This is a genomic window from Actinoplanes sp. 13 (assembly GCF_056134165.1).
In genome coordinates this window covers 132,478-156,892 of record NZ_JBVYOQ010000013.1, presented here as the reverse complement: position 1 = coordinate 156,892, position 24,415 = coordinate 132,478, and the positions used below count along the sequence as shown (strand labels likewise).

Below are 24,415 nucleotides of genomic sequence, written 5' to 3'. Positions count from 1 at the left end.
GTGCTGACCGCGCCTCGGCGCCCCTCGGCCCGGTCCCGGCGTTCCCGGCGCGGCGTGCTGCTGGGCGCCGCCGGCCTGCTGGGCTTCCTCGTCGTCTGGCAGCTGGTCCCGGCGTCGGGACTGATCAGCCCGCAGTACCTGCCCTACGTCACCGACGTCGCCGCCCGGCTGGCCGAGGAGCTGCGCGACCTGGCGTTCTGGCGGCGGCTCGGGCTCACCATGACGTCGTGGGCGATCGGCCTGACGGGGGCGACGCTCGCCGCCGTCGTGCTCGGCACGGTCGTCGGTCTGGTGCCGTTCCTGCGCCGCGCCACCCACACGACGATCGAGTTCCTGAGGCCGATCCCGTCGGTCGCACTCATCCCGCTCGCCGTGCTCATGTTCGGCCTGCAGATGCGTGCCGCCCTGGTGATCATCGTCTACGCGTCGTTCTGGCAGGTGTTCGTGCAGGTGATCCACGGTGTCGCTGACGTGGACAGCGTCGCCCGGGACACTGCTGCCAGCTTCGGCCTCACCCGGCGGGAGCGTCTGATGTACCTCGTGCTGCCGACCATGCTCCCGTACCTCCTGACCGGCCTGCGTCTCGCTGCGGCGGTCGCCCTGATCCTGGCCGTGACCGCGGAGATGGTGATCGGCAATCCCGGGCTGGGGCGCATGATCGAGCTGTCCCGCTCCGCCGGTGACGCCCCCGGCCTGTACGCCCTCGTCGTGGTGACCGGGCTGCTGGGGCTCGGGGTGAACCTCGTCTTCCGGTTCGTCGAGCGCCGCTCGCTGGCCTGGCACCAGTCGATACGGGCGGAGGAGGGCCGGTGACCGCCCGCCTCGGCCGGACCGCGGCCCACGTCGGCTTCGCGCTCGGGCTGCCGTTGCTGATCGTGGTGCTGTGGGCCCTCTGGTCGACCGGGTCGGCGAACCGGTTCTTCGTCGGCCCGCTGCCCATCGCGGCGGCGTTCCGGGACACATGGATCGGCCCCGCTCTGGTCGACGACGTGCTGCCGAGCCTGGCCCGGCTCGCCCTCGGCATCGTGGTGTCCATCGTCGCCGGGGTCGCCGCCGGTGTCGTCATCGGGCGCGTGCGCTGGTTGCGTGAGCTGCTCGAGCCGTTGCTGGAGTTCTTCCGCGCCATTCCGCCGCCGGTGCTGATCCCGGTCGCCATGCTGATGCTCGGCATCACCGACACGATGAAGGTGGTGGTCATCGTCTCCGGCGCGATCTGGCCGATCCTGCTGAACACCGTCGAGGGCGTGCGTTCGACCGACAGCGTGATGAGCGAGACCGCGGAATCGTTCGGGCTGACAGCCTGGGAGCGGCTGTGGTTCGTGGTGCTCCCGGCGGCGAGCCCACGGATCATGACCGGTGTGCGGCAGGGACTCTCGGTCGCCCTCATCCTCATGGTGATCTCGGAGATGTTCGCGTCGTCGTCCGGCCTGGGCTATCGGATCGCCTACTTCCAGCGCAACTACCTGGTCGCCGAGATGTGGAGCGGCATCCTGCTGCTGGGCCTGGTCGGTGTCCTGCTCGCTGTGATCTTCGGTTTCGTCGAACGGCGCGTCCTGCGCTGGTATCACGGCATGCGGGAGGTGACCCGTGCCTGACGGGAGCACCCTGCTGAGGGTCGAGCACCTGCGCAAGGTCTATCCGTCACCGGCCGGTGCGGTGGAGGCGATCGCGGATCTCAGCTTCACGATGGACGCCGGTGAGCTGGTGTGCGTCGTGGGGCCTTCCGGCTGCGGCAAGACGACGTTGCTGAAGTGCCTGGCCGGGCTGCTGCGGCCCACCAGCGGGACCGTCGAGATGGAGGGGGCGCCGGTGACCGGTCCGAGCCCGGCCATGGCGGTGGTCTTTCAGGAGTACGGCCGCAGCCTCTACCCGTGGCTGACGGTGCGGGGCAACGTCGAGCTGCCCCTGCGTCACCAGAAGCTGTCCCGGGCCGAACGCGACCGGATCGTCACCGACGCCCTCGACGCGGTGGGGCTGCCGCACGCGGCCCGTAGTCACCCGTGGCAGCTGTCCGGCGGCATGCAGCAGCGGGTCGCGATCGCGCGGGCCATCGCGTACCGTCCCGAGATTTTGATCATGGATGAGCCGTTCGCGGCGGTCGATGCGCAGACCCGCGCCGATCTGGAGGATCTGGTCCGGGAACTGCACCTGACCCGCAAGATCTCGACAGTGTTCGTGACGCACGACATCGACGAGTCGGTGTATCTGGGACAGCGGGTCCTGGTGCTCTCGCAGGCGCCGACCGTCGTGCGCGAGGACGTCGCGATCGACCTGCCGCAGGAACGCGACCAGCTCACGACCCGGTCGCTGCGGCGCTTCACCGAGCTGCGCACCCACATCTACGATCACATCCAGCGGGCCAAGGCCGCCGCCCGGCCACCGTCGTGATCACCCGGGCGACGGACCCGCCGGGGAGGAGAACGGTGCGCAGCAGGCAGCCGAAACAGTTGCTGCTCGCGTTCTTCGGCGAGCACGTCGTCGACGATCCGCCGGGGCCGATCCGCGCCAGCGCCCTGATCGGCGTGCTCGAGGGTGCGGGCGTCGGCGCCCCGGCGACCCGGGCGACCCTCGACCGGCTGGTGCACAGCGACGTCCTGCAGCGCAGCCGCAGCGGCCGCGAGATCCGGTTCGCGCTGACCGCGCACGGGACAGCAGTGCTGCGGGAGGCCACCCATCGGGTCCGCGGCCCGCACCCGTTCGACCCGCAGGGTGAGGGATGGACGCTGGTCACTTTCTCGATCCCGGAAGGCCGGCGGACCCTTCGGCACCGGCTGCGCTCGACCTTGACGTGGGAGGGCTTCGCACCGCTGCGGGACGGCTTGTGGCTGGCGCCCGGCGAGGTCGATCTGGCGGGATCGCTGGAGCCGATGCGGCGGGATCTGCCGCCGAACACGGTCGTTGCCTTCCACGCGCGCGAACTCCCCGGCTTCCCGATCGCCGAGAGTGTCCGCGCCGCGTGGGACGTCGAAGCCATCCGGCGTGAGCACCTCGCCTTCATCGAGGCATGGGACGAGCCGGCGGCGGCCGAGCTCGTGCCGAGCGCCCTGACCGTGCGAACGATGCTGGTGGCGGACTGGCTCGCCCTGCTGCGCGCCGATCCACGGCTGCCGCGTGAGTTCATGGACGCGCAGTGGCCGGCCGCCCGGTCGGCGGCGGTCTACCGGCGGATGCACGAGAAGCTCGCGGAGGACTCGGCCGCGGAGTTCGCGACGCTGGTACGCGACAGTCAGCAGTAACGGCCGCGCAGCTCTGCCTTGCGCACCTTGCCCGACGCCGTGCGTGGCAACTCGTCGACGACGACCACCTTCCGCGGCATCTTGTAGCGGGCGAGCCTGCCGTCGAGGTGCGCCCGCACGCCGGCGAGGTCGATCCAGGCCCCGTCGCGCACGGTGAGGATCGCCCACGGCACCTCACCCCAGCGGTCGTCCGGCACGCCGACGACGGCCGCCCCGGTCACCCCGTCGATCTCGCTGAGCAGCAGTTCGATCTCGGCCGGGTAGATGTTCTCGCCGCCCGAGATGATCATGTCCTTGATCCGGCCGGCGATGTGCAGACAGCCGTCGGCGTCGACATGGCCGAGATCGCCGGACCGGAACCACCCGTCGGCGGTCATCGCGGCGGCCGTCGCCTCCGGCATCCCGTGGTAGCCGCGGAACACGTTGGGGCCGGCGATCTCGATCTCGCCGACGGTGCCGGGCGGGACCACCGTGCCGTCGGCGGCGGTGACCCGGACCGCGGTGAAGAAGTGCGGAAGGCCGACGCTGCCCTGCTTGGCACGGGTCATCGCGGGCGGCAGGCTGGTCGCGCCCGGCGACGTCTCGGTCATTCCATAACCCTGCGAGAAGGACAAACCCCTTTGTTCGTACGCCTGGAGCACGTGTCCGGGCACGGGCGAGCCTCCGCAGGTCAACTTCGCCAGCGTGGACAGGTCGGTGCCGGCCCAGTCCGGATGCTCGGCCATCAGCTGGAAGGTGGTCGGCACACCGCTGAGCATGGTGACGCCGTGCCGCTCGATCTGGGCCAGGGCCCGCCCGGCGACGAAGCCCTGCTCCAGCACGATCGTGGCGCCCTTGAGAATGGCCGGCAACGCGCCCATGCCCAGCGAGGCGACGTGGAACAGCGGCGAGATCATGAGGGCCACGTCGGTGGAGACGATGTCGTAGTCGACGATGCAGTTCAGCGCCACCCAGGTCAGATTGCCGTGGGTGAGCACGGCGCCCTTGGCCCGCCCGGTCGTGCCGGAGGTGTAGATGATCGCGGCCGGGTCCTCGAGGCCGGTCGTGACGTCGGGCAGCCGCCCGGTCCCGGCCGGGAACTCGCCGGCGCCCAGGACGTGCGGAGTTCGCGCACGGGCCGCGGCGCCGGCTGCGCGGCCGGCCAGCGCGGGGTCGTGGGTCAGCAGACGGGCGCCCGAGTCGGCCAGCACATGGGCCATCTCCGGCTCGGCCAGCCGGGTGTTGACCGGCACGAAGACGGCGCCCAGCCGCGCGGCGCCGAACATCACCAGCAGGAAGTCGGGGCTGTTCTCGCCCAGGTGGGCCACCGCGTCGCCGGCTCGGATGCCCCGCCCGGCAAGCAGGGCGGCGGTCCGGTCGGCGCTGTCGGCGAACTCCCGGTAGGTGATGGCCCGGTCGCCGTGGACAAGGGCGACCTTGTCGGGCGACCGGAGCCGGCGTTTGGCCAGCCAGGTGCCGATGCCCTGCGCAGTCGTCATCGGTGGCCTCCTCGCCGTGTTCTACGGGCACAGCCCCAGCAACCGGGCGGCGTTGTCCTTGAGGATCCCGGGCAGCACCTCGGGCTTGAGGTCGGTGTCCTCGATGTCGCGCAGCCAGCGGTCGGGGGTGAGCATCGGGTAATCGGTGCCGAACAGCACGCGGCGTCTCAGGATCGAGTTGGCGTGGCGGACCAGTGTCGCCGGGAAGTACTTCGGGCTCCAGCCGGACAGGTCGATCCACGTGTTGAGCTTGTGGGTCGCCACCGACAGGGCCTCGTCCTGCCAGGGCACCGACGGGTGGGCGAGGATGATCTGCAGGTTCGGGAAGTCCGCCGCGACCGGGTCGAGCAGCATCGGGTTGGACAGCCCGAGCCGCAGGCCGTACCCGCCCGGCATCCCCGCGCCGATGCCGGTCTGCCCGGTGTGGAACAGCGCCGGGATCCCGGCCCGCTCGATCAGGCTCCACAACGGCGCGTGCTGCTCGTGGCTCGGGTCGAAGCCCTGCACCGTGGGGTGGAACTTGAAACCCCGTACCCCCTCCTGCTCGATCAGCCGGGCGGCCAGGTCCAGCGCCGCCGGCCCGGTCCGGGGATCGACCGAGCCGAACGGGATGAGGACGTCGGCGTGCCGGCCGGCCGCCCGGGCGATATCGGCGCTGGACAACGGCGGGTGACCCAGCTGGGTGCGGGCGTCCACGGTGAAGACCACGGCGGCCATCGCCCGCTCCCGGTAGTACTGTGCGATCGCGTCGACGGCTGGTCGCGGGCCCTGCGTCCGGAAGTACTTCGAGGCGGCCGCCACGAGCGCGCCGGGCAGCGAGGTGTGACCGTGGTCGTCGACCTCGACGTGCACGTGCATGTCGATCGCCGTGACGGCGTCCAGGTCGATGGCGCTCTGGTACACGATGCCGGCCTCCGCGCGGTTCTCAACCAGTGGACCGGAACTCGGCGGGCAGGTCCGGCAAGCTCTCGCCCACGCTCTGCGCGGCGCCGGCGAAGCGCGCCGGCCAGGCTTCGACCAGGGCTTCGTACGACCAGCCGCCCTCGCGGTAGGCGGTGAGCGCCGCCTCCGGGTGAGTCCACACCTGCAACCGGTCGCCTCCGATCCCGATCACCTGGCCGGTCACGCCGGCCGCCGCCGCGGAGCACAGGAACGCGACCAGCCCGGCCGCGTCACCGGACGTGCCGAACCCGAGATCGTGCCGGAAGAACGCCGGCAGCGGCCGTCCGTCCGCCTCCGCCCGCACCGCGGCGGCGAAGTACCCGACGGTGGCGGTCATGGCGGTGGCCGCGACCGGGACGACGGCGTTGGCGGTGATGCCGGCGCGCCGCAGCTCCAGCGCCCAGGTTCGTACCATGCCGACGATCCCGGCCTTGGCGGCCGCATAGTTGGTCTGGCCGAAGGTGCCCCGCTGCCCGGTCGGGGACCCGACGCAGACGATCCGGCCGCCCTCGCCGCGGGCCCGCATGTGCCGCACCGCCTCGCGCACGGTGGTGAAGGTGCCGCGCAGGTGCACGTCGATGACGGCGTCGAAGTCGTCGTCGGTCATGTTCCAGAGGGTGGCGTCGCGCAGGACACCGGCGTTGGAGACGAGGATGTCCAGGTGCCCGAAGTGCCGGACCGCCGCCGCGACGAGTTCCACCGCCGTCGCCGTGGGGCCGACCGGTCCGGCGACGGCGACGGCTCGGCCGCCGATGTCGCGGACGGCCGCAACCGCCTCGTCCGCGGCCGTGGCGTCCACATCGTTGACGACGAGGGAGGCGCCCTGCCGGGCCAGCTCGCGGGCGTAGGCCAGACCGAGGCCACGGCCGGAGCCGGTGACGACGGCGACCTTACCTTCCAGCGACATGGCGACTCCCTCGTGTCGATGAGTGGCGAAACGCGCCTAGGAGCACGCCGCGCCGTTGAGGGTGAACCCGGTCGGCGGCGCGGGGTTGCCGGTGTGCGCGGCCTGGAAGCCGACGGTGACCGAGCCGCTGGCGGCGATGGTCGCGTTGTAGCCCGCGTTGCGGGCCGTCACCTGTCCGGAGGCCGGCGTGTACGTGGCGTTCCAGCCGGAGGTGATGGTCTGCCCGGCCGGCAGCGTGAAGGCGAGCGACCAGCCGTTGATACTGCCGGTGCCCAGGTTGGAGACGGTGAGGTTGGTGGTCAGGCCGGAACTCCAGGCGTTGACGGCACTGGTGACCCGGCATGCGCCGGTTGCCGGCGAGCTGGGGGCGGAGGCGGACGGAGAGGGCGACGGCGGCGTCGACGGGGTCGTGGTGAGCCCGAAGAAGGCAATCGCGGCGGCAGCCATCCCGCTGCTGGGCAGGGTGTGCCCGGCGCCCTGCACGCTGTAGGCCTCGACCTGGACCGTGCCGCTGCTGTCGGCCCACCGGCGGCGGTTCCAGTTGGCCTGCGGCGTGTCGCTCGACGTGGGTGTCGCAGCGAGCCGGAACACGTCGGTCCATTGCTCGACCGACTCCTGCAGCAGCGAGAAGGGCACGAGCGTGTCGTTGGTGCCGTGCCACAGCTGCACCCGCGGGCGCGGGCCGGCGTAGCCGGGGTAGGCCCGGCGGACGGCGTCGCCCCACTGCTGCGGGGTGCGGTTCATGCTGCCGCCGGTGCACCGGCCGCCGGGCGGGTAGTCGGCCGCGTCGGCGAAGCAGTCGAACGGCACGCCCATGAAGGAGGCGCCCGCCTTGAACAGGTCGGGGTAGAGGGCGAGCATGTGCTGGGTCATCATGCCGCCGGAGGAGCTGCCGGTGGCGTACACCCGGCTCTGATCGGCGCCGTACTGGCGGCCGGCGTAAGCCACCATCGACGCGATGGAGACCGGGTCGCTGCCGCCGTCACGCCGTTTGGCCGCCGCCGACCAGGTGTCGAAGCACCTGCCGAAGCCTGCCTCCTGCATCGCCGACGGGTAGATCACGATGAAGCCGTGGCGGTCGGCGAGCGAGGCGAACTCGCTGCTGGAATAGAAGCCGGGGCCGGAGCCGCCGCAGCCGTGCATGGCGACCACGACCGGCGGGTTTGCCGGCCGGGTGTCCGGCACGTAGACGTGCATGCGCATGCCGCCCGGGTTGGCGCCGAAGCTGGTGACCTCGGTCAGCGCGGCGGCGTAGGCGGGGCCGCCCACCGGGACGGCCAGGGCGGCGACGGCCAGCGAGGCGGCCGCGATCAGGAGCGCTTTCCGTCTGATCCTCATGTCGGGAAACTCCTCGGGAGATGGCTACCGCGCGGCCCCGGCGCAGTTGATGTGTGGCACTTAGATTCCTCCGGGTCTGCAAAACTGTCAATCGATTGCCCTCGATCGACAGCAGCCACCGTTTACAGTCGAGGGCAACCGCCGCCTGAATCCGCCGGAGTGTCGCCGTGACCAGCCCGTACGACATCGAGGAGATTTTTCCGGACGATGCGGCGGCACCGGTGCGGCTGCCGCGCCGCCAGAGCGGGAACGCTCCGCAGGACCTGGCGGTGACCCTGATGGCGGACTACACCCTGCGGGCCCGGGCCTGGCTGCCGTCGGCTGCCGTCGTGACGCTGCTGGGCGAGGCCGGGGTGAGCCCGGCCGGCGCCCGCACCGCGATCAGCCGGCTGGCCCGCCGCGGGGTGCTGGAGGGCCGCCGGCACGGACGGCAGAGCTCGTACCGGCTCACTCCCCCGGCGGCCGCGTTCCTCGCGGTCGGCGGCAGCTCGATCGTCTCGACCGCCGCCGAGCCGTGGGACGAGCACTGGACGCTCGTCGCGTTCTCCCTGCCGCAGGAGGAAACCGCCCAGCGGCGAGGGCTGCGCGCCCAGCTGCGGTGGATGGGATACGCCCCGCTCTACGACGGCCTGTGGATCTCGCCGCGCGACCTGGCGCCGCAGGCGCGGGCCCAACTGGCGCGGCTCACCCTCGGCGCCATGACCGTGTTCCGCGCCCGGCACGTCGACGTCGACGCGGCGATCGGGCGGGCGCCCCTCGACGCCTGGGACACCGCGGCCATCGCCAAGGAATATGACGCGTTCATCCAGGGCTGGAGCGCTACGCCGGCCCGCACCGCGGAGATCACCGGCGCCGAGGCGGTCCGGGTCCGCACCGAGGTGATGGCAACCTACCGGCGGTTGCCGGTCCTCGACCCGCACCTGCCCCGCAGTCTGCTGCCCGTGGGCTGGCTGCGCGAACCCGCCCGGGACCTGTTCACCGCCGTCTACGACGGTCTCGCCGCACCCGCCGAGGACCACGTGCGCGCCGTCGCCGCCGGTGACGACGGCACCCCGGTGCCGGGCATCCGGGCGCACACCGTGGCGGAGCTGGCCGCCGGGCTGACCCGGCCCGAGCCGGCGGCGCGCGGATTCACTCCGCCTGGATGAGGTGCGGGCATCCATCGCCCGTTATCGTTACCTCGGACAGATGTTCGGTCCGCCAGCCACTGACCACGGAGCCGGAGCTGACATGCGCCGATCATCCGCTCCGCCGTACCTCGCGGTAGGCCGTGCACAGCTGCTCGGCCTACCGGATCGGAACGACGATCCGATCACCGCGGAAACCGTCACCGCCGCCCTCGCCGACGAGTTCTCCGTCGGGTTCGACCCTCCGTCGCTCGTGCACGGCGCCGCCCTCGACACCTTCGACCGGCGGCTGACCGCGGCCGGGCTCTCTCTTCATCACGTGTCCGACCCGGCGGGTGAACGGCTCGTGCTGTCCTCGGAGAAGGCCGGCGCGCCGTTGACGACGCCGATCACGGACGCGCGTTGGCCGGCGCTCGTGACCGCCCTGCCCGCCGGTCCGGTTCGCGACGCGCTGGCCCCGGTGACGACGATCCGCGCCCTGATGGTGCTCGACGAGCAGACCCACCGGGTACGCCACGGCGCGCTGCGCAACCAGGACCAGAAGATCCTGGCCAGGCTCGAACTGGTGGAGCACGCCACGGACGCGGCGACGGCGACCTCTTGGTTGAGCGTGAACCCGCTCCGCGGATACCGCACCGAGGCACGGCAGGCCGTCCGCCGGCTCGCCGCGGCGGGGCTGCGCCCGGTCACGCCGGCCCCCATCGCCTCGACCCCCGACGACACCGGCGTGCGGCCCATCTCGATCGATCGGTCCGCGCCGGTGACCACTCTGCTGGTCGCCGAGTGGTCCAAGTACCTCGCCACGATGCGCGCCAACCTTCCGGGGGTGCTCGACGACGTGGACACCGAGTTCCTGCACGACCTGCGGGTGGCGGTGCGGCGGACCCGATCGACCCTGAAACTGGGCCGCCCCGCGCTCCCGGAAGGCGTGTCCGCACAGTGGGAGCCGGCATTCAAGTGGCTGGGCGACCTGACGACTCCGGTACGCGACCTCGACGTCTACGAACTGGGCCTGCCCGAGATGGCCGGCTGGCTGGTGGCAGCCGACGGCGCCGACCTGCAGCCGATCGCCGACCAGTTGCGTCGCCGCCGGTCGGCCGCCCGGCGGAGTCTGGTTCGCGGGCTACGTTCCGCCCGGCTCCGAACCACCCTGTCCGGCTGGACGGACATGCTGGCAGACCTCTCCGACGCCCCGCCCGGACTCACCGTCGGCGTGCTGGCGAACCGGAGTATCGGGCACGCCTATCGACGTGTGGTGCGACACGGTGCCGCCATCGACATCGGGTCGCCGGCCGAGGCGCTGCATTCGCTGCGCAAGAGGGGCAAGGAGCTGCGCTACGCCCTGGAGCTGTTCGCGTCTGTCAGTGACGACACCGCCCGCAAGCACGTGGTGGCCGACCTCAAGGACCTGCAGAACGTCCTCGGCCGCTTCCAGGACTCGGACGTGCAGAAACAGATGCTCTACGGTCTCGCCGAACAGATGCGGGCGGCGAACGCGCCCACCAGGGCTCTCCTTGCGACGGGTGAGCTCGTCGCCCACCTGGAGATGGACCAGCGGCGGGCCCGCGCCGAGTTCGACCGTGCGTTCGCCCGGTTCAGCCGACCGGCGAACCGCGACCACATCCGGCTGATGAGGGTGGGTCGATGAAAGTCGTCGCGACGTACAACATCAAGGGTGGCGTCGGAAAGACGACCACCGCGGTCAACCTGGCCTACCTGGCGGCGCGCGAAGGGCAGCGAACACTGCTGTGGGACCTCGATCCCCAGGCGGCGGCCACCTTCATGTTCCGGGTGCGACCGCGGGTGAAAGGCGGAAGCCGCGCCCTGCTCACCCGCGGGCGCCCGCTCGCGGCAGCACTGAAAGCAACCGACTTCGAGGGCCTCGACCTGCTCCCGGCCGACTTCAGCTACCGCAACATGGACCTCGAGCTCGACGACACCAAGAAGCGGACACGAAAGCTCGCCCAACTGATCAGCACACTCTCCGGCGACTACGACATCGTCTTCCTGGACTGCCCGCCCAGCATCTCCCTGGTGTCGGAGAACGTGATGCACGCGTCCGACCTGCTCGTCGTCCCGCTCATCCCGGCGACCCTCTCGCTGCGAACACTCGATCAGCTGACCAGCTTCGTCGCGGAGGCGGGCGGCAACCAACCACAGGTGAAAGCCTTCTTCTCGATGGCCGACCGCCGCAAGAAGCTGCACCGCGACGTCATCGCCGCGCTCTCGCGCGACCATCCCCACGTCGCGCAGACGATCGTGCCGGCGCTCTCGATCATCGAGCAGATGGCCGAGCGGCGTGCCCCGGTGCCGGCCTTCGCCCCACGCAGCCGCGCCGCCATCTGCTACGAGCAGCTGTGGGCCGAGGTCCGCCCGACCTAGATCTGACCCCGCACCGCGCGGGCGTGCCGCATCTGAGGGAGTGCGCTTGGGTGGCCAGTCACCGTCCCGTGGGGAGCGACATGGACCGCTACCTCCTCGTCGGCCGGGTGATCGGCAATCGGCCCAGTCCCAGCACGTACTCAAGGTCGGCGAATTCCTGAGCATCGTCCGATCTCGTCGCTCCTCTTTGCTCGGCGCATGTGGTCCGGTAATGTCGCTCTCTTGCTCCGGAGACGGGGTGGGTACCGGAAGGCATCCATAGATGGGAAACGGCGAAGACACCGTCCACGGGATCGCCCGAGCCGACGTCGAGCGGTACGCGCGGATTCACCGGGGCTTGGAGCAATACGGCACCGGTACCCGATCCGATCAGGCGACGGCCTTCTACCTTCAGCATCTGATCAAGCCCGCAGTCGAACAGGCTCGGTTGGTCAGCGTTCGGCCTCCGGCGAAAGTCGATCTTCTGGTCAGCCTGAGCGGGTTCACGCCGACACCGGCGATCCTAGCCTATGAGCTGCTCGAGCCGGAGCGCATGGTCGTGATCGTATCCGAGGCGGCGCAGCGCAGCATCGATGTCATTCATGACCACGCGGTGCAGCCCGGCGGCCGGCTACGGCCCAGCCAGTTCCGGGCCATGGACTGCGACCCCACGGACCCGCTCAGCATCTATCGCCTCGTCAAGGAGGAACTCGACCGCCTGGTGCGGCACTCCGAGTCCAAGCCGTACGCCATCATCGATATCACCGGTGGGCGCAAGGTGATGAGCGCCGCCGCCGCACTCGCGGCCTGGCAGCTGAAGCTCGGTCTCGCATACATGGAGGGTGAGTTCGACCAGAACACCCGGCACCCGATCCCGGGCACCGACCGGTTGCTGATCCTTGACGACCCGAACACCATCTTCGGCGAGCAGGAGATGTCACGTGCCCGCGAGATGTTCCGGGCCGGCGCCTTCGAGGCCGCACACCGCCGGTACGACGAGCTTTGTGACAGCATCGACGTCCCGGCACACGCCCGGTTCATGCGCGGACTGAGCGGGATGTACCGGGCATGGTGCGACCTCGACATGGAGCAGTTGCCCGGTGCCGTCGATGCGGTCGTGCAGGCGATGGGCTACGTCCGCCGCAGTGTCGGTGCCGCCTACATCGACACCCTGGAGCAGCAGATCACGTTCGTCCGCCGGCTGATCGACGGCGACCGCGACGCGATGGCGCTGTGCTTCTTCGTTCTAGGCCTGCACTACCAGGAACTCGGCCGGCGCGACTTCGCCGCCCTGCTCTTCTACCGGACCATCGAGAGCTGCCTGACGCGCCGGCTGCACCACCGTTTCGGCGGCCTCGACCCCGACCGGCCCGACTGGAGATTGCTCGGCGACGCCGCGGCGGCGAGGGACCGCTACTCGGCGCTCGCCCGCAAGATGGGCTGGAGCAGTGCTCCGCCGCACAAGCTGATGCTGATCGCTTGCGCCGTGATGCTCGCCGCCGAGCAGGACGATTACGCGAACGAGTGTGGATTCGCCACGACCGCCGGCCTCAAGCAGCTTCAAACACTCACCCGGGTGCGCAACCGTTCCGTGCTGGCGCACGGGTTCGAGGCGATCGGCACGAGGCAGACCGACGCATTGCGGGACCGCGCGAAAGATTTACTGAAGGCGTTCTGGCCACGGCACGGCGACAACCAGGACCTGGATCTCATGCTGCAGAACCTGCGTTTTCTGCGAGCGGACCGGTGAGCCCGGGAGCGGTTTTTGAGCCGTCCGAAGCCGACCTGCTGCGCTACTGCCGGACCAGACACCCGGAGGAGTTCGGGCCGACCCCCGTCGAACGAACGGCGATCACCCTCGGCTGTTCGCCTACCCGGCCCTTCCTGTCGACGACCGACCTGGACGACGTCGCCGCCGACCTCATGTCCGGCCTATCGATAGCGAAGAAGACGGGCCAGACCAGCGACTATTACGTCCTGACCGGAGCTCGCTTCGCCGTCGCCGCCGACGCGGTCATCGGTGGCGACGGCCATACCTATGCCGATGTCACCAGCATCAGGCCGGTCGGCCGGATGCGCCGGCAGGACCCGGCACGCCCGGCGGCAGTCACGTTCGCGTCAAACCGGGTGGTGACCCCGTTCGATCTTGGGGTGCTGGCCGCTCATTACGCCGCGAGCGTGGCGATCACCCGGCGGCGTACTCAATTACGCCGTGAGCTGTCACGGCAGCTGCGCCACCCCGGCGCCGCCCCGCCTCAGCCGATGGCGGGTTTGCGGACCCGGACTCAGCGCTACTACCAGCCACTGCAGATGCTGCTCGACCTGCTCCGGGACCGGAGCAGGCTCAGTGGCGACGTCAGCGCCGAAGGGCGGGTCATAGGCGCGCGAGAAGACGAGTTCTACGTACGGATGAACGGTCTGCCGGCCGACTTCGCCGAGCGCCGTGCGGCCCGTCTCCACGTCGACGGCCGAGAGCTGACGACGGCCGTACAAAGCATCGAGGAGTTCGAGGGTGACCTGATCCTGTGCCTGGAGCCACCGCGAGGCGCACCCGTACCGCCGCTCGGGGCGGCCGTGAAGGTCACGCAACGGGGGCGCTTCTCGATGTCCCGGCACAGCCAGGCGCTGCGGCAGCTGCTCGACGAAGACGTGGAAGGCCACTGGGAGAACCTTGCGATGCTGTTGTGCCAACCCCAGGACCTACCAGCGTTCACCGTCACCGAACCGGCTCGGTATTTCGCCGACGACGGACCACGGCGACTCAACACCGAGCAGCGGGCCGCAGTCGCCGGCGCGCTGTCCACCCCGCATGCCTACCTGATCCAGGGTCCACCCGGCACCGGCAAATCGACGGTGATCGAGGAGTTGGTGCTCCAGCTCCTCGCGCGAAACGAGCGCGTGCTGGTGCTTGCCCCGATGCATGTAGCCGTCGACGAGGTGCTCAGCAGGCTTGGCGATCAGCCCGGCGTGCTCGCGCTACGGATGGCTGCCGACAGCGACAACGTACGACCTGAGAACCTCCGCTTCCTGCCCGGCAATGTCGCGACGTCCTGCCTGGCTCAGGCCAAGACCCCCGAGCGGTCCGAGTCGCCGGCATGGCAGGCGCAAGCAGCTGAGTTGACGGCCGCAGCGGAACGAATCGAGGAGTATGTGACGGCCGCCGAGGGGCTGGCCGGACTCGTGGCGAAGCGGGCGAAACTCGTGGCGGAGCACGAGGACCGTCGGCGCACGCTCGATACCGAGCTGGCAACCGCGGCCGATGAACAGAACCGGAGTGCCCAGCAGATACTCCATGCCGACGAGGAGCTGCGGCGGGTATCCGCCGAGTTGGCCGAGCTGCAAGAACGGCTTGCGGCGTTCTCACGCTGGATGCGGCTCGTGAGCCGGCTGCGAAGCGCATTGCACTCACCGGACGAGGTAGGCAAGCTCACCACAAGAAGCGCCGCGCTCGTCCTCCGATCCAGCGGACTCGCCAACGATCTGCGCCGTTGGACCGGATCCCGAGACGGAGCGGAGGCGCGGCAGGCAGATCTGGTCGGCCGGCTGGCCTCGACGAACGCCGCCCACTCCACCACGCTCGCGAAGCACGATCGGAAGATCACCGAGGCGCGAGCACGCCTGACCGCGGCCGAGGCTCAGCTGAGTGCCACTGACGGAAGTCCAGGTTCACGGGATCTTCCGCGGTGGCGGCAAGCGGCAGCCCAAACGCGGCAGCGGGCCGACCTCTTGCGTCAGCAGCGTGAGCTGGAGAGACGTTGGTTCGAGGTGACCGGCTCAGGTGGCATCGGTGGGCTCGCCGATGACGAGCGGCTCCGCTCGGAGCTGATGCAGGCCGTCAACGTCGTCTTCGGCACCACTGTCGGCGCCTTCGGCAAGGAGATCGACGATGCCGACTTCGACACTCTCATCCTGGATGAGGCGAGCCGGGTCGTCGACAGCGAGTTCCTCATCGGCGCGGTCCGGGCCCGCCGCTGGATCCTGGTCGGTGACCAGCGTCAGCTGCCGCCATTCGTCGACCAGACCGAGGAACATCACCTGCACGCTCTGACCGCCGACCACCTCCGTGCCCGCCAGGGCGGCACGCCCGCGGCGGCGATCGGCCGGCTCGCCGAGCTATGGCAGGAGGAGCCACAGCTGCACGCCTTCCGCAACAGGTCGGTGGAGGCCACCCTGGACCGGCTCACCAGTGACCCGAAGTGGGAGACGTACCAGCGCAACTTCACCCGGCACCCGGCCGTTGGCGCGTTCGGCGCGGAACCCGATCGAGGGGTGCTGGCAGCCATGCGTAACCACCTCGTGCGAAGCTTGTTCGAGCGCTGCTTCACCGCCGAGCCCGCCGCGATCACGACGGCGCTGCGGTGGCAACACCGGTCCATCGACGCCATCGCCGCGCTGGTCCGCGATCCGGTGTACGGAGGACGGTACGAGACAGCGCCCGATCTCGACCAGCAGCCGGTGACAACGTCAGCCTTCGAGAAGCCGGTGGTCTTCCTCGATACCAGTAACCACGGCGACCGGGCCCGCGACCAGCCGCAAGGCCTCGGCTTCCGCAACCAGTTCGAGGCAGAACTCGTCGGGCGGGTGCTCCACGAGTTGAATCGGGCCGCGACGGCCTCACCTGGCGGGTCAGAGCTGACGATCAGCATTCTCAGCTTTTACCTGCATCAGGTACGCGATCTCCGAGCCCACGTGCGGTCGGCCGAGTACCCGGCCCTCGCCATCAAGTTGATCGACGTCATCGACCGGATCCAGGGTCAGCAGAGCGACATCGTGATCATCAGCTTCTGCCGCACTTTCCTGAGCAAGGGTCGGCCGCGGGCCAATTACGCCAGGTGGCTGCAGGACGTTCGTCGCCTCAACGTCGCCGTGACCCGCGCCAGGCGCGGACTCTATCTCGTCGGGCACGCCGACACCCTCAGCAAGATCAACGGAGTGCCCGAGGCAGAGCTGTTCTACCGCAACATGTTCACGCAGTTCCAGAACAACCCGTCCATGGTGCGGGTGAGAGACATATGACCGACCCGCAACGCTTCGAGCTGACCCGCATCGCACGGCCGGAGGAAGGAACGGTGGCTCTCATCGTCGATGCGGACCTACCGCTCGCGCACTGGCGCGGGGTGCCGGTTCACAAGCAGTCGACCGTCGAGCTGAGTCGCCTGGAGCTCTTCGTACTGGAAATCGCGACCACCTTGGGCAATGTCGGCGAACAACAGCTGACCACGATCACCGGGCTGCCCGGACAGCTGCTCGCGCCGCTGACACGGCGGCTGCTCCGCGACGGTGCGCTGATCCGGGCGCCCGGCGGCTTCGCCCCGGCACCGGACAAGGCAGCGCAGGTGCTCGCCGCCGGCCGGGTCCACGAGATCCGCGAAGCCCGAATCAATCTCGTGTACCTACCGAACAGCGACGAGATGATCATGGTGGACGATGGCTTGGCCGCCATCGACAATCGCCGGCTGGACCCGGTGGGGCGGGCACCGGTCGGCGATGACATCGCGCAGGCTCCGTGGTCGGAGTTCATCGGCGACCGGATCCGATCCCGCCGGATCGCGGGACTGTCGCCGGACATCGTGGACGTCGGTGCCACGGCCGACGGTTCGCCGTTGCTGCCGACAGGATTCTGCCCCGTCTACCGCTGCGACGCCCAGGTTCGCCGGCGGGACTCGACACTCACCACCTTTCTGACGTTGAAGGGCACTTCCCAGCGCATGCGTCGCGGCGAGACGTCAAGACATCGGGAGGCGGCGATCGTGCTCGGCGGAGCCGACCGCCTCGCCGCCGGCTGGTCGGCTTCAGCAGTGCTACCTCGGCTGCCCGACGACCGTACGAAGATCTGGACCGTGCTCCTGGGACGGTTCGCCGAGTATGCGCCCGCCATCGACCAGGTCGACGACATCACCTGGCGAGTGCACCTGACCGAACGCTCGGCACAGGAACTCGCCGGCTCCGGGTGCGACCTGGCACAGGAGCTGATGCTACGGATCGCTTCGAAGTCCTTCACGGCGCATGTGATCGTCGAACTGGTTCCGACAGATCCCGGCTCTCGCGCCCTGATCGACCGGGACCGGATCCTGGCCCGGGCGGAGTGGGATGCCGCCCATCTCGTAGCAATAGAACAGGATCTCGCCCACCTGGCCCGTGACCTGCCGTACGAGATATCGGGTCTGGTGAATCCCGTCGCGGTCCGCGACCGGGCATGGCAGCTCAAGCGCTACCACCTCGCCTACACCCTGCGCCGGCGGGAGGACTTCCGCTATGCCTGAGATCGACCTCGGCGCATACCGGGCAGAGCAGGGCTTCTACCTGTTCAAAGCCCGCACCGAAGCCCCCTTCGAGGATCGCACTGCCGCGCCTGCCGGTTACGCGCACCGCTTCTCCTACCGCGGGTCGGCGACCACCATTGCCGACACCGCCGTTGACCTCGTCCGCGGCGCGCGCGGCAAGATTTTCCTTGCCAGCTACCGCATCGGCGACGGGCCACTGCTGGAAGCTCTCTACGAGGCTGTCGACCGCCTGCGCGGCGGCGTATACGTCATCACCAGCTGGGATGAGAAGGCGCTGCGAAAGGACCTGCCGGACCTCGCGCCCGAGGAGACGGCGCACGACGTCAAGGCGCAGCGTAAGCGCTTCGACGAGATGACCCGGCGGGGCATCATCGTGCGGGGTCACTCCTCGTGTCACGCCAAGTTCCTCGTGGTCGATGACAAGGTCGCCCTCGTCTCCAGCGCCAACCTCGAGACCAGCGCGCTACGCGGAACCGCCGACCGGCCCGTCACCGGCGAGAGCGGAACGTTGATCACCGACTCCGGCGAGGCGGAACTGCTCGGCCGATTCTTCACCCGGATGTGGTTCGCCGGCTGCACCGGAGAGGCGCGGCCGGGCGAGACATATGTCCTGAAGGACCGCGATGTCGAGCCGAGCCCGTGTGATGTCTCCGTGCCCGCAGCCGAACCCCGGCCCGGCGTCATCTGGACCCACGACGATGAACACGCCATCCTGGCAACGATCAACGACATCGTCGACCGGTCCCGCGACGAGCTGCTCCTGGCGAGTTACAGCCTCGTCGGCCTGGCCGAGCAACCCCAGCGCCTGCTCGACGCCATCGCCCGCGCCTGCGCCCGCGGCGTGAAGGTCGCACTCCTCGTCCGCGGTAGAAACCTGCCCCGAGACCTGCGCGACGCCCGGGCTCTCACGGAACTCGGCGTTCAGATCCACCCCGACTCCCTCACCCATGCCAAGGGTGCCATCGCCGACGGGCGGACCGGCGCCGTCTTCTCCGCGAACTTCGACTTCGACCACGGCCTGATCAACGGCGTCGAGATGGGCGTACGCCTCGATAGCACTCCCGCGTTGGCGGACGCCCGCCGCTATCTGCTGCACGCCATGCAGCACGCTGACATGGAGTACGCCGCCCGCCCCAACCAGCGCGAACTCGCCGCCCGGTACCCGGCTCGGTGGCGCAAGCCCTGGCCCCTGCCTGCAGTGGTGACTGTTACGGCGGACGGAACAACTTGGACGCGATTCGCTGCTGCGGCGGCTCACCCGCCAGTTCTGTTCGAAGCGCAAGGCGACGTGGTCATGCTCGCGACCGCCCAGGACCGGTGGCGCCTGGAGCGTGACGGGAACCGGTGGCGGCTCACCGGACAGCCGTCGACCGACGATCCACTGACCTTGCTCAGCAGGTGGTCCCGGCCTGGCGACCAGCGCACGGCAACTGGCCAGCCGGAGGCCACGCGCGGCTTTGCCGATGCGGTCCTCTGCATTGATGCACTCCGCGGTAGCGGGGAGAATTGATCTCTGCGCCGAGCTCGGGTCAGCTGCCGACCCGCCGCACCGACCGGACCGGGCCTTCGGGCGTGCCCTAGGCACCCCTGGAATCACCCGAAAGTCCAAGCACTGCTCGCCAATGCTCACTGAGTTCATCTCAGCAGGGAATGTACATCCACAGGATCATTCGCCCGGACGGCCTGCCGATCCGGACGTCAAATGCGTCCCCGGGGCACGACGGTAGGTCATCGCTCTACCCCAGGCGGTTTTCCACCCGGTCGGGCAGCTGTCCACGTTCCGGCGCCGCGGCGTGCAACACCTGGAACAACTCAGCGGCCTCCGGGACCTCGGTGGGGCGCTGCTCGTGCAGGGTGACGGTGACGAGCTCCCAGGTGCGCGGGTCGATCCCGTACGCCCCCAGCTGGGTCTCGCCTGCCGCGACAGCCTCGGCCAGCCGGGCGTCCGTCGAGCGGGCGATCTCCACCAGGTCGGCATCACCCGCAAGCGCGGTCTTCTGCCGCACGGCATACGCGGGAGGAACATGCCAGTCCGGGCTCTGATGGGCCGTGCCGCCGATCCAGGTCTGCACGACCGGTCGGCCGAAGTCGCGCAGGATCGCGGTGAATCCGGCACCCGACCAGAGGAAGGACGCCGCACCCGCCGCGTCGGCCCAGAGATAGAACGGGGCGTACTGGTTGGCGGTGGAGCCGTCGACGCCGCGTTCGCGGATCAAGAACACCTTCATCCCCAACCCCGGGTACGAGTCGAGCAGGTGACCGGTCGCGGCGACGCGGTCGCGGATGACCTGCATGTCGTAGTCGGCGGGCAGGGTGATCTCGTACTGCATCGCGAGCATGGGTGGTTCTCAGTCCTTCGGGTAGTCGTCGGCGCTGACCGGCTCCCGGACAGCGGCCCCGCCTCGGGCGTCGCGTTCCTGCACCGAGGCCGGCGCGGGCCGGGAGGGATGCTGACGGCTGACGATCACGGGGCGATCATCAGGCCGCGGAGCAGCCCGAGCAGACCCCGGACAGCGGCGGTGAACCGCTCCGCGTCGAGTTCGGCGCGCGCGAGCACGTACCCACCCTGAAGCGTGGCCAAGATGGTTCCCGCGAGGTCGTCGGGGGCGATGCCGGGGGCCAGCTCGCCCCGGGCCTGTCCCTGCTCGATCACCGCGGCGATCGCCCCGCGAACCGAGGCCAGCGCGTCGGCCACCGGCTGCCGCAGGGGGTCCTCGGCAACCACGTCCGGGTCCTGCGCCATCCGGCCGATGCGGCATCCGCGGAGCACGTCGCGGTCGCGTAACAGGAAACGCTCGAGCCGTTCGTAGGCGGTGCCGGGTCCGTCGAGGGCGTCCCGCGCCGCCTGCATGAGGGTGTCGGCGTTGAGCCCGATACCGGCCACCGCCAGGGCCTGCTTGCCGGTGAAGTGGTGGTACAGGCTGCCCTGTCCGACCCCGGCGCGTTGGAGCACAGCCGACGGGCTGGTGCCCACGTAGCCGCGCTCCCACAACAGGTCCGCCATGCCCTCGACCAGCCGCGTACGGGCGTCCTTGCCGGTCATGCCGTGACCACCGCCTTTTCGCATGTGAGTTCCCGCTTTGAAGTGCCGAGACGCCGAGGACTCGGTTCAACATACCTACTAGTATGTATGCTCGCAACCGCGAAGACGCGAATCATCCAGATGTCGCCGCCGGCACACCCGGCCATGCGACTGACTGGCCGATCACTCCTGGTCTCGAGGTCGCCGGCCTCCTTCGGTGAACATCCGTCAACGCGTAGTCGCGACCTGCTCAGTGGTTAGGATCCGGTCCCGGCCGGGGCGCGCGGGTGAGAAGCGTTTCCGGAGCTGCCCGCCGGGACCGCGTCGGTGCAGATGCTGATGCCGTTCGGCACGGCTGCGGGCCGGGTGCCGGTCGGTGGCGGAGCGCTCATGCCGACGGCGGGGAACCGGCGCACCGCTCGGAGGAGTCGTCGGCGCCGGGCTCGGCCCCGACGGGGATGGTCGCGACGACCTCGTCGACCGCGGACTCGTCTGGCAACCCTCCGAGCTCTCCTTCGAACAGCAGATGACCGGTGCCGATGATCGCGTGCGCCAAGGCGGCCGGTGCCACGCCGGTAAGGATAAGGATGCGGCCGGCCCTCTGCTCGGCCCGCAGGTGGTTCGTGAGGGCGTTGATCGTCTCGGCGAGCATCGGAGTCCCCTGGCGAGTTCCCGCCGGCAGGCGGGAACGGAGCTGATCGCGGGAGAGTACGAGTCGAACAAGTGCCAGCCCAAGCAGGTCGAACAGCTGGAACAGCGCTGCCGAGAAGTTTCGGATCACGGTTGCACTGCCGGCACAGTCGACCAGATCGGATCCTGCTCGGTCACATAGACCTCCGAGGAACACGACTCGGGACGCAATCTCTCAAGGCTGGCGCCGGGTGATTATGGCGTCCTGGGCCTCGCGGACCATGAGTGCGGCGGTGACGCGCATCGCGTTGTTCAGATGCTTGGCCAGGACGCTGTTGAACCAGTCCGGGACCGATGCGTTGCTTTGCCGGAACTGCACTATTTTGTCCTGTACCATGCGGCAGTCTCCGGCCGTGACGTCGGCGGGGTCGGACAGTCCACGCCGCCAGTGGGCGAGGACTTTGCTTTCGGCAGCGGATTTGCTGTTAGCGCCTTCCAGATTGGCGCGAAAGTTCTCTAACAATTCCTTCAGCAGAGAGATCTGAGGGAAGAACACTCCGACTAGTGCGCCGATGAAGTCCAAGCGGCTCACGATCGAGAGCGCCACCGACAGCGATACGAGAAGCAGCAGTGCCGCGGTCAGGACCGCGGACCAGGCGCGGTGCGTGGTCGCTCCCCACCCGAGGTTGCTGTTCTGGCAGATCAGCACATTCATCGGGTAAGGCACGTCACCGGTGTCGGGATACCAGTCTTCCAGCTCTTTTGTGTCGCCTTTGAAACGTGTCGCCGCGCCCGTGATCACCGTAACGGTGGGCCTGTCGGAGCACATTTCGTTCCAGGGCAGCTGAAACAACATCACGTCGAGCTCTTCCTGCACCGACGAGGCTTCCTTGATCTTACGTTTCTCCCGTGCGCCACCCAGGACGCTGAGGGTCAGCAGGATGAAGCCGGTCGTGACGCCGATCGGAGTACGCCATTGCGGGAGGGCGAGCGCGGCCGCCACGCCACCGACCGCACCGACGAGGGCGACAACGAGGCGCGCATTGTGGATGATTTTGGCGTCGGAGTACAGGCGTCGCTGGGCGGCAAGCAGGGTCAGGGCCCGCTTGCTGTTCTGTAGGGCCGCGATGGCCGGACGTCTTGTGGGCATCTGGCGTCATCCTTGCACTCGCACAGGGGTCCGGTCGGCACATGTGCCGTCAGGCAGCCACGTCATCGATTCGCTTGGTGGATGTTCCGATGTCGGCCGATGGTCTTGCTTGCCGAGACCTATCGAAGGCGCCGGGCGACAGCCTCGGCGTGCAAGGCGAACACCATGGCATTGCCGCTCTCCAGCCATAGCGTGAACGGGCTCGCCGTCAGCTGGTTGAACGCCGCCAGCCCGTTGGGCATGACGAGATCGACGTCGAACCGGCTCTTGGCCGCCGCCTCGCAGTACTCCAGCAACCATCGGGAAACCCGGTCGAGGCAGACAAGGGGTCTCCTGTCAAAATACTCGTCCGGAGCGTTGTACAACAGGCATTCGATGAAGTAGGAAAGCAGATTATTCCGAACAATCCGATGGTAGACGGTCTGTCCGTTGAATTGACGTTGGGCTTTGAGAAGGCGTACCAGTCCACAATAGGCGCCGCCGGTCCGTGCATCCTTCAAGTGGGTGTTCCTCAAGTGCTCGTGTGAGTTGCCGAGAAGGACCGTCCAGGCCGGAGCCTCCCACATGACGAATGAACCGGCCGGTAGGCCCGCACCGACGACCGACTGGGTGACGATGATTTCGTCGGGCATCACTCGGGCCGGGTCGTGCAGCTTGAGGTAACCTCCCGCACTGAGGCTAACGGCATTACCGAATCGTGCTCGGAGCTGAGTCTCCACCGCCTGGCGAAACGATATCCAGTATGTCGCTAACGCGGCCTGGTACGTCATGACGGGAGCCGGTACTGTCACATCCGCGTATGCGGACATCGATGCGAGCATGGTGTTCGCACGCAGATCGTCCGGACTGACCCAGCCCTCGCGGTGGGGCTTGAGGAGTAGGTCAAGCGCAAGGGGATGCTGCAGTTCGACCACCACATCGAGATCGAGTTCATGGCCGGTCGCCATCTGCGTGGCAACGGACCCCTGAAGATAGATGTCATGCGGAAATCCCAGGAACGCCAGTCGATCGGCCAGGAATCCGCGGATGATTCCGAAGCGTTCCAGCGCGGTCCTGACGTCGGGCAGAGCGGCCCAGTCCGGCGCTCGCCGGAATCGGTTCAGCATGCCTTGCCCTTCTCTTGTCACGGGTGGGTCGCTCAGGGATCGAGCTGACGCCTCCACTGGTTCCAGACGGTCAACGGGCCGAAGCAGTACCGCTCGAAGGCGCGGGCGCCGTATCGGCCGACGGAGGTGTTCGCCGGTGCCGGCGGTCCGGCTATACCCAGGATGGCGAGAACCGCACGAGCCTCACCCTCGAGCGAGCACAATGCCGCGTTGAGGTCGAACTCCCGCAGCTCGCCGTGCCGGGCTGCCGTACCGTGATGCCTCGTGCCAGCATCCAGGCACTTGCGCAGCAGCGGGTGCGCGCGAGCCGCCGCAATCGCCCCGGTCAGCCCGGCATACCGGTTCGACGCCTCGGCTGTCACGTGCCATCCGTGGGCGGACTCGAGCAGATCTGCCAGTGACAGCGCCCGGGAGTGGACACCGGCCATGATGATGTCGGCTTGACGAATGAGCTCCTGCATTTTGGAGCGACCGAACCCCCAACGCGACCATGCGAACACTGTCGCTCCCTTCTCGTCTTCAGACGGGGTCACGCCGGCGCAACGGCACCGAGCGTCCGGGATCACGGTCGGCGACCGCGCTGCCAGCGCGCCGCACGCTGCCGCCCACGCCGCATCGAGATCCGCCTCCTGGAGCAGAGGTGCTTCCGGCTCCGGAACCACCACACCGGTGAGCGGCCGCTTGCCCTCCCCCGGACGCACGGCCGCAGACATGTCGGGTCCGAACCATGGGGAAGTCGGAAGGTGTGCCGAGGACACTTCGCGACAGCGATACACCAGAACAAGTGGGGCATCGGCGGACGTCTCGAGCAGACATAGCCACGCTGGTGGACCA

21 protein-coding genes are annotated in these 24,415 nt (G+C 69.1%); 11 read left to right on the top strand and 10 right to left on the bottom strand.

The features are described 5' to 3' along the window. The 4 genes from AC0NH5_RS24665 to AC0NH5_RS24650 are packed head-to-tail and all read left to right on the top strand — an operon-like array spanning window position 1 to window position 3,236. Window positions 1-813 (top strand): ABC transporter permease, encoded by an 813-nt coding sequence (locus tag AC0NH5_RS24665; RefSeq protein ID WP_474407951.1) that lies wholly within the window; start codon window positions 1-3, stop codon window positions 811-813. After that, entirely contained in the window at window positions 810-1,595 is a 786-nt protein-coding gene (locus AC0NH5_RS24660) for an ABC transporter permease (protein WP_474407949.1), read from the top strand. Before AC0NH5_RS24665 ends, AC0NH5_RS24660 begins: the two co-directional genes overlap by 4 nt. Further along, entirely contained in the window at window positions 1,588-2,388 is an 801-nt protein-coding gene (locus AC0NH5_RS24655) for an ABC transporter ATP-binding protein (RefSeq protein ID WP_474407947.1), read from the top strand. Before AC0NH5_RS24660 ends, AC0NH5_RS24655 begins: the two co-directional genes overlap by 8 nt. A gap of 35 nt (window positions 2,389-2,423) precedes the next feature. Further along, a complete protein-coding gene (locus AC0NH5_RS24650; protein WP_474407945.1) occupies window positions 2,424-3,236 on the top strand; it encodes a PaaX family transcriptional regulator in 813 nt (270 codons plus the stop codon). Here the strand turns inward: AC0NH5_RS24650 and AC0NH5_RS24645 are convergent. Genes AC0NH5_RS24645 through AC0NH5_RS24630 form a run of 4 tightly spaced genes read right to left on the bottom strand, consistent with a single transcriptional unit; the run spans window position 3,227 to window position 7,901 of the window. Then, on the bottom strand, window positions 3,227-4,714 hold the full coding sequence (locus AC0NH5_RS24645) for an acyl-CoA synthetase (RefSeq protein WP_474407943.1): 1,488 nt from the start codon (window positions 4,712-4,714) through the stop codon (window positions 3,227-3,229). The genes AC0NH5_RS24650 and AC0NH5_RS24645 overlap by 10 nt on opposite strands. A gap of 21 nt (window positions 4,715-4,735) precedes the next feature. Further along, window positions 4,736-5,617 (bottom strand): amidohydrolase family protein, encoded by an 882-nt coding sequence (locus AC0NH5_RS24640; RefSeq protein WP_474407940.1) that lies wholly within the window; start codon window positions 5,615-5,617, stop codon window positions 4,736-4,738. A 22-nt stretch (window positions 5,618-5,639) separates the two neighbouring features. Beyond that, window positions 5,640-6,563 (bottom strand): SDR family NAD(P)-dependent oxidoreductase, encoded by a 924-nt coding sequence (locus tag AC0NH5_RS24635; protein ID WP_474407937.1) that lies wholly within the window; start codon window positions 6,561-6,563, stop codon window positions 5,640-5,642. A 36-nt stretch (window positions 6,564-6,599) separates the two neighbouring features. Beyond that, window positions 6,600-7,901: an extracellular catalytic domain type 1 short-chain-length polyhydroxyalkanoate depolymerase gene (locus AC0NH5_RS24630; RefSeq protein ID WP_474407934.1), complete on the bottom strand. Its 1,302-nt coding sequence runs from the start codon at window positions 7,899-7,901 to the stop codon at window positions 6,600-6,602. Between the two features lie 167 nt (window positions 7,902-8,068). Between AC0NH5_RS24630 and AC0NH5_RS24625 the strand changes: the two genes are divergently transcribed. The 7 genes from AC0NH5_RS24625 to AC0NH5_RS24595 all read left to right on the top strand — a co-directional run bounded on the left by AC0NH5_RS24625 (window position 8,069) and on the right by AC0NH5_RS24595 (window position 19,183). Beyond that, window positions 8,069-9,049: a PaaX family transcriptional regulator gene (locus AC0NH5_RS24625; protein ID WP_474407931.1), complete on the top strand. Its 981-nt coding sequence runs from the start codon at window positions 8,069-8,071 to the stop codon at window positions 9,047-9,049. Between the two features lie 82 nt (window positions 9,050-9,131). Next, window positions 9,132-10,676 (top strand): CYTH and CHAD domain-containing protein, encoded by a 1,545-nt coding sequence (locus AC0NH5_RS24620; protein WP_474407928.1) that lies wholly within the window; start codon window positions 9,132-9,134, stop codon window positions 10,674-10,676. Next, on the top strand, window positions 10,673-11,410 hold the full coding sequence (locus AC0NH5_RS24615; RefSeq protein WP_474407926.1) for a ParA family protein: 738 nt from the start codon (window positions 10,673-10,675) through the stop codon (window positions 11,408-11,410). Before AC0NH5_RS24620 ends, AC0NH5_RS24615 begins: the two co-directional genes overlap by 4 nt. 532 nt (window positions 11,411-11,942) lie before the next feature. Then, window positions 11,943-13,139, top strand: a complete 1,197-nt coding sequence (locus AC0NH5_RS24610; protein WP_474407924.1) for a hypothetical protein — start codon at window positions 11,943-11,945, stop codon at window positions 13,137-13,139. A gap of 173 nt (window positions 13,140-13,312) precedes the next feature. Next, entirely contained in the window at window positions 13,313-16,405 is a 3,093-nt protein-coding gene (locus AC0NH5_RS24605) for a DEAD/DEAH box helicase (protein ID WP_474408071.1), read from the top strand. Further along, complete coding sequence (locus AC0NH5_RS24600; RefSeq protein WP_474407921.1) at window positions 16,402-17,652, top strand: hypothetical protein; 1,251 nt, start codon at window positions 16,402-16,404, stop codon at window positions 17,650-17,652. Before AC0NH5_RS24605 ends, AC0NH5_RS24600 begins: the two co-directional genes overlap by 4 nt. Next, complete coding sequence (locus tag AC0NH5_RS24595) at window positions 17,645-19,183, top strand: phospholipase D-like domain-containing protein (RefSeq protein ID WP_474407919.1); 1,539 nt, start codon at window positions 17,645-17,647, stop codon at window positions 19,181-19,183. Before AC0NH5_RS24600 ends, AC0NH5_RS24595 begins: the two co-directional genes overlap by 8 nt. Window positions 19,184-19,409: 226 nt before the next feature. Here AC0NH5_RS24595 and AC0NH5_RS24590 read toward each other — a convergent pair whose 3' ends face one another. From AC0NH5_RS24590 to AC0NH5_RS24565, 6 genes are all read right to left on the bottom strand, one after another. Next, window positions 19,410-20,012 carry a DUF4865 family protein gene (locus tag AC0NH5_RS24590; protein WP_474407916.1) on the bottom strand — a complete coding sequence of 201 codons (603 nt, stop codon included), beginning with the start codon at window positions 20,010-20,012 and terminating at the stop codon, window positions 19,410-19,412. A gap of 125 nt (window positions 20,013-20,137) precedes the next feature. After that, a complete protein-coding gene (locus AC0NH5_RS24585) occupies window positions 20,138-20,716 on the bottom strand; it encodes a TetR family transcriptional regulator C-terminal domain-containing protein (protein ID WP_474407913.1) in 579 nt (192 codons plus the stop codon). Between the two features lie 367 nt (window positions 20,717-21,083). After that, window positions 21,084-21,347: a hypothetical protein gene (locus AC0NH5_RS24580; RefSeq protein ID WP_474407911.1), complete on the bottom strand. Its 264-nt coding sequence runs from the start codon at window positions 21,345-21,347 to the stop codon at window positions 21,084-21,086. A 213-nt stretch (window positions 21,348-21,560) separates the two neighbouring features. After that, on the bottom strand, window positions 21,561-22,475 hold the full coding sequence (locus AC0NH5_RS24575) for an S-4TM family putative pore-forming effector (RefSeq protein WP_474407910.1): 915 nt from the start codon (window positions 22,473-22,475) through the stop codon (window positions 21,561-21,563). A gap of 119 nt (window positions 22,476-22,594) precedes the next feature. Beyond that, complete coding sequence (locus tag AC0NH5_RS24570; RefSeq protein ID WP_474407907.1) at window positions 22,595-23,581, bottom strand: nucleotidyltransferase-like protein; 987 nt, start codon at window positions 23,579-23,581, stop codon at window positions 22,595-22,597. 32 nt (window positions 23,582-23,613) lie between these two features. Beyond that, window positions 23,614-24,294 carry a hypothetical protein gene (locus AC0NH5_RS24565; RefSeq protein ID WP_474407905.1) on the bottom strand — a complete coding sequence of 227 codons (681 nt, stop codon included), beginning with the start codon at window positions 24,292-24,294 and terminating at the stop codon, window positions 23,614-23,616. Between the last annotated feature and the right edge of the window lie 121 nt (window positions 24,295-24,415).

Coding starts and splice junctions, on each gene's coding strand:
- AC0NH5_RS24645 (WP_474407943.1), bottom strand. CDS start 4,714: ATGACGACTGCGCAGGGCATCGGCACCTGGCTGGCCAAACGCCGGCTC.
- AC0NH5_RS24635 (WP_474407937.1), bottom strand. CDS start 6,563: ATGTCGCTGGAAGGTAAGGTCGCCGTCGTCACCGGCTCCGGCCGTGGC.
- AC0NH5_RS24630 (WP_474407934.1), bottom strand. CDS start 7,901: ATGAGGATCAGACGGAAAGCGCTCCTGATCGCGGCCGCCTCGCTGGCC.
- AC0NH5_RS24620 (WP_474407928.1), top strand. CDS start 9,132: ATGCGCCGATCATCCGCTCCGCCGTACCTCGCGGTAGGCCGTGCACAG.
- AC0NH5_RS24615 (WP_474407926.1), top strand. CDS start 10,673: ATGAAAGTCGTCGCGACGTACAACATCAAGGGTGGCGTCGGAAAGACG.
- AC0NH5_RS24610 (WP_474407924.1), top strand. CDS start 11,943: ATGGTCGTGATCGTATCCGAGGCGGCGCAGCGCAGCATCGATGTCATT.
- AC0NH5_RS24605 (WP_474408071.1), top strand. CDS start 13,313: ATGTCCGGCCTATCGATAGCGAAGAAGACGGGCCAGACCAGCGACTAT.
- AC0NH5_RS24600 (WP_474407921.1), top strand. CDS start 16,402: ATGACCGACCCGCAACGCTTCGAGCTGACCCGCATCGCACGGCCGGAG.
- AC0NH5_RS24595 (WP_474407919.1), top strand. CDS start 17,645: ATGCCTGAGATCGACCTCGGCGCATACCGGGCAGAGCAGGGCTTCTAC.
- AC0NH5_RS24590 (WP_474407916.1), bottom strand. CDS start 20,012: ATGCTCGCGATGCAGTACGAGATCACCCTGCCCGCCGACTACGACATG.
- AC0NH5_RS24585 (WP_474407913.1), bottom strand. CDS start 20,716: ATGACCGGCAAGGACGCCCGTACGCGGCTGGTCGAGGGCATGGCGGAC.
- AC0NH5_RS24580 (WP_474407911.1), bottom strand. CDS start 21,347: ATGCTCGCCGAGACGATCAACGCCCTCACGAACCACCTGCGGGCCGAG.
- AC0NH5_RS24575 (WP_474407910.1), bottom strand. CDS start 22,475: ATGCCCACAAGACGTCCGGCCATCGCGGCCCTACAGAACAGCAAGCGG.
- AC0NH5_RS24570 (WP_474407907.1), bottom strand. CDS start 23,581: ATGCTGAACCGATTCCGGCGAGCGCCGGACTGGGCCGCTCTGCCCGAC.
- AC0NH5_RS24565 (WP_474407905.1), bottom strand. CDS start 24,294: ATGTCTGCGGCCGTGCGTCCGGGGGAGGGCAAGCGGCCGCTCACCGGT.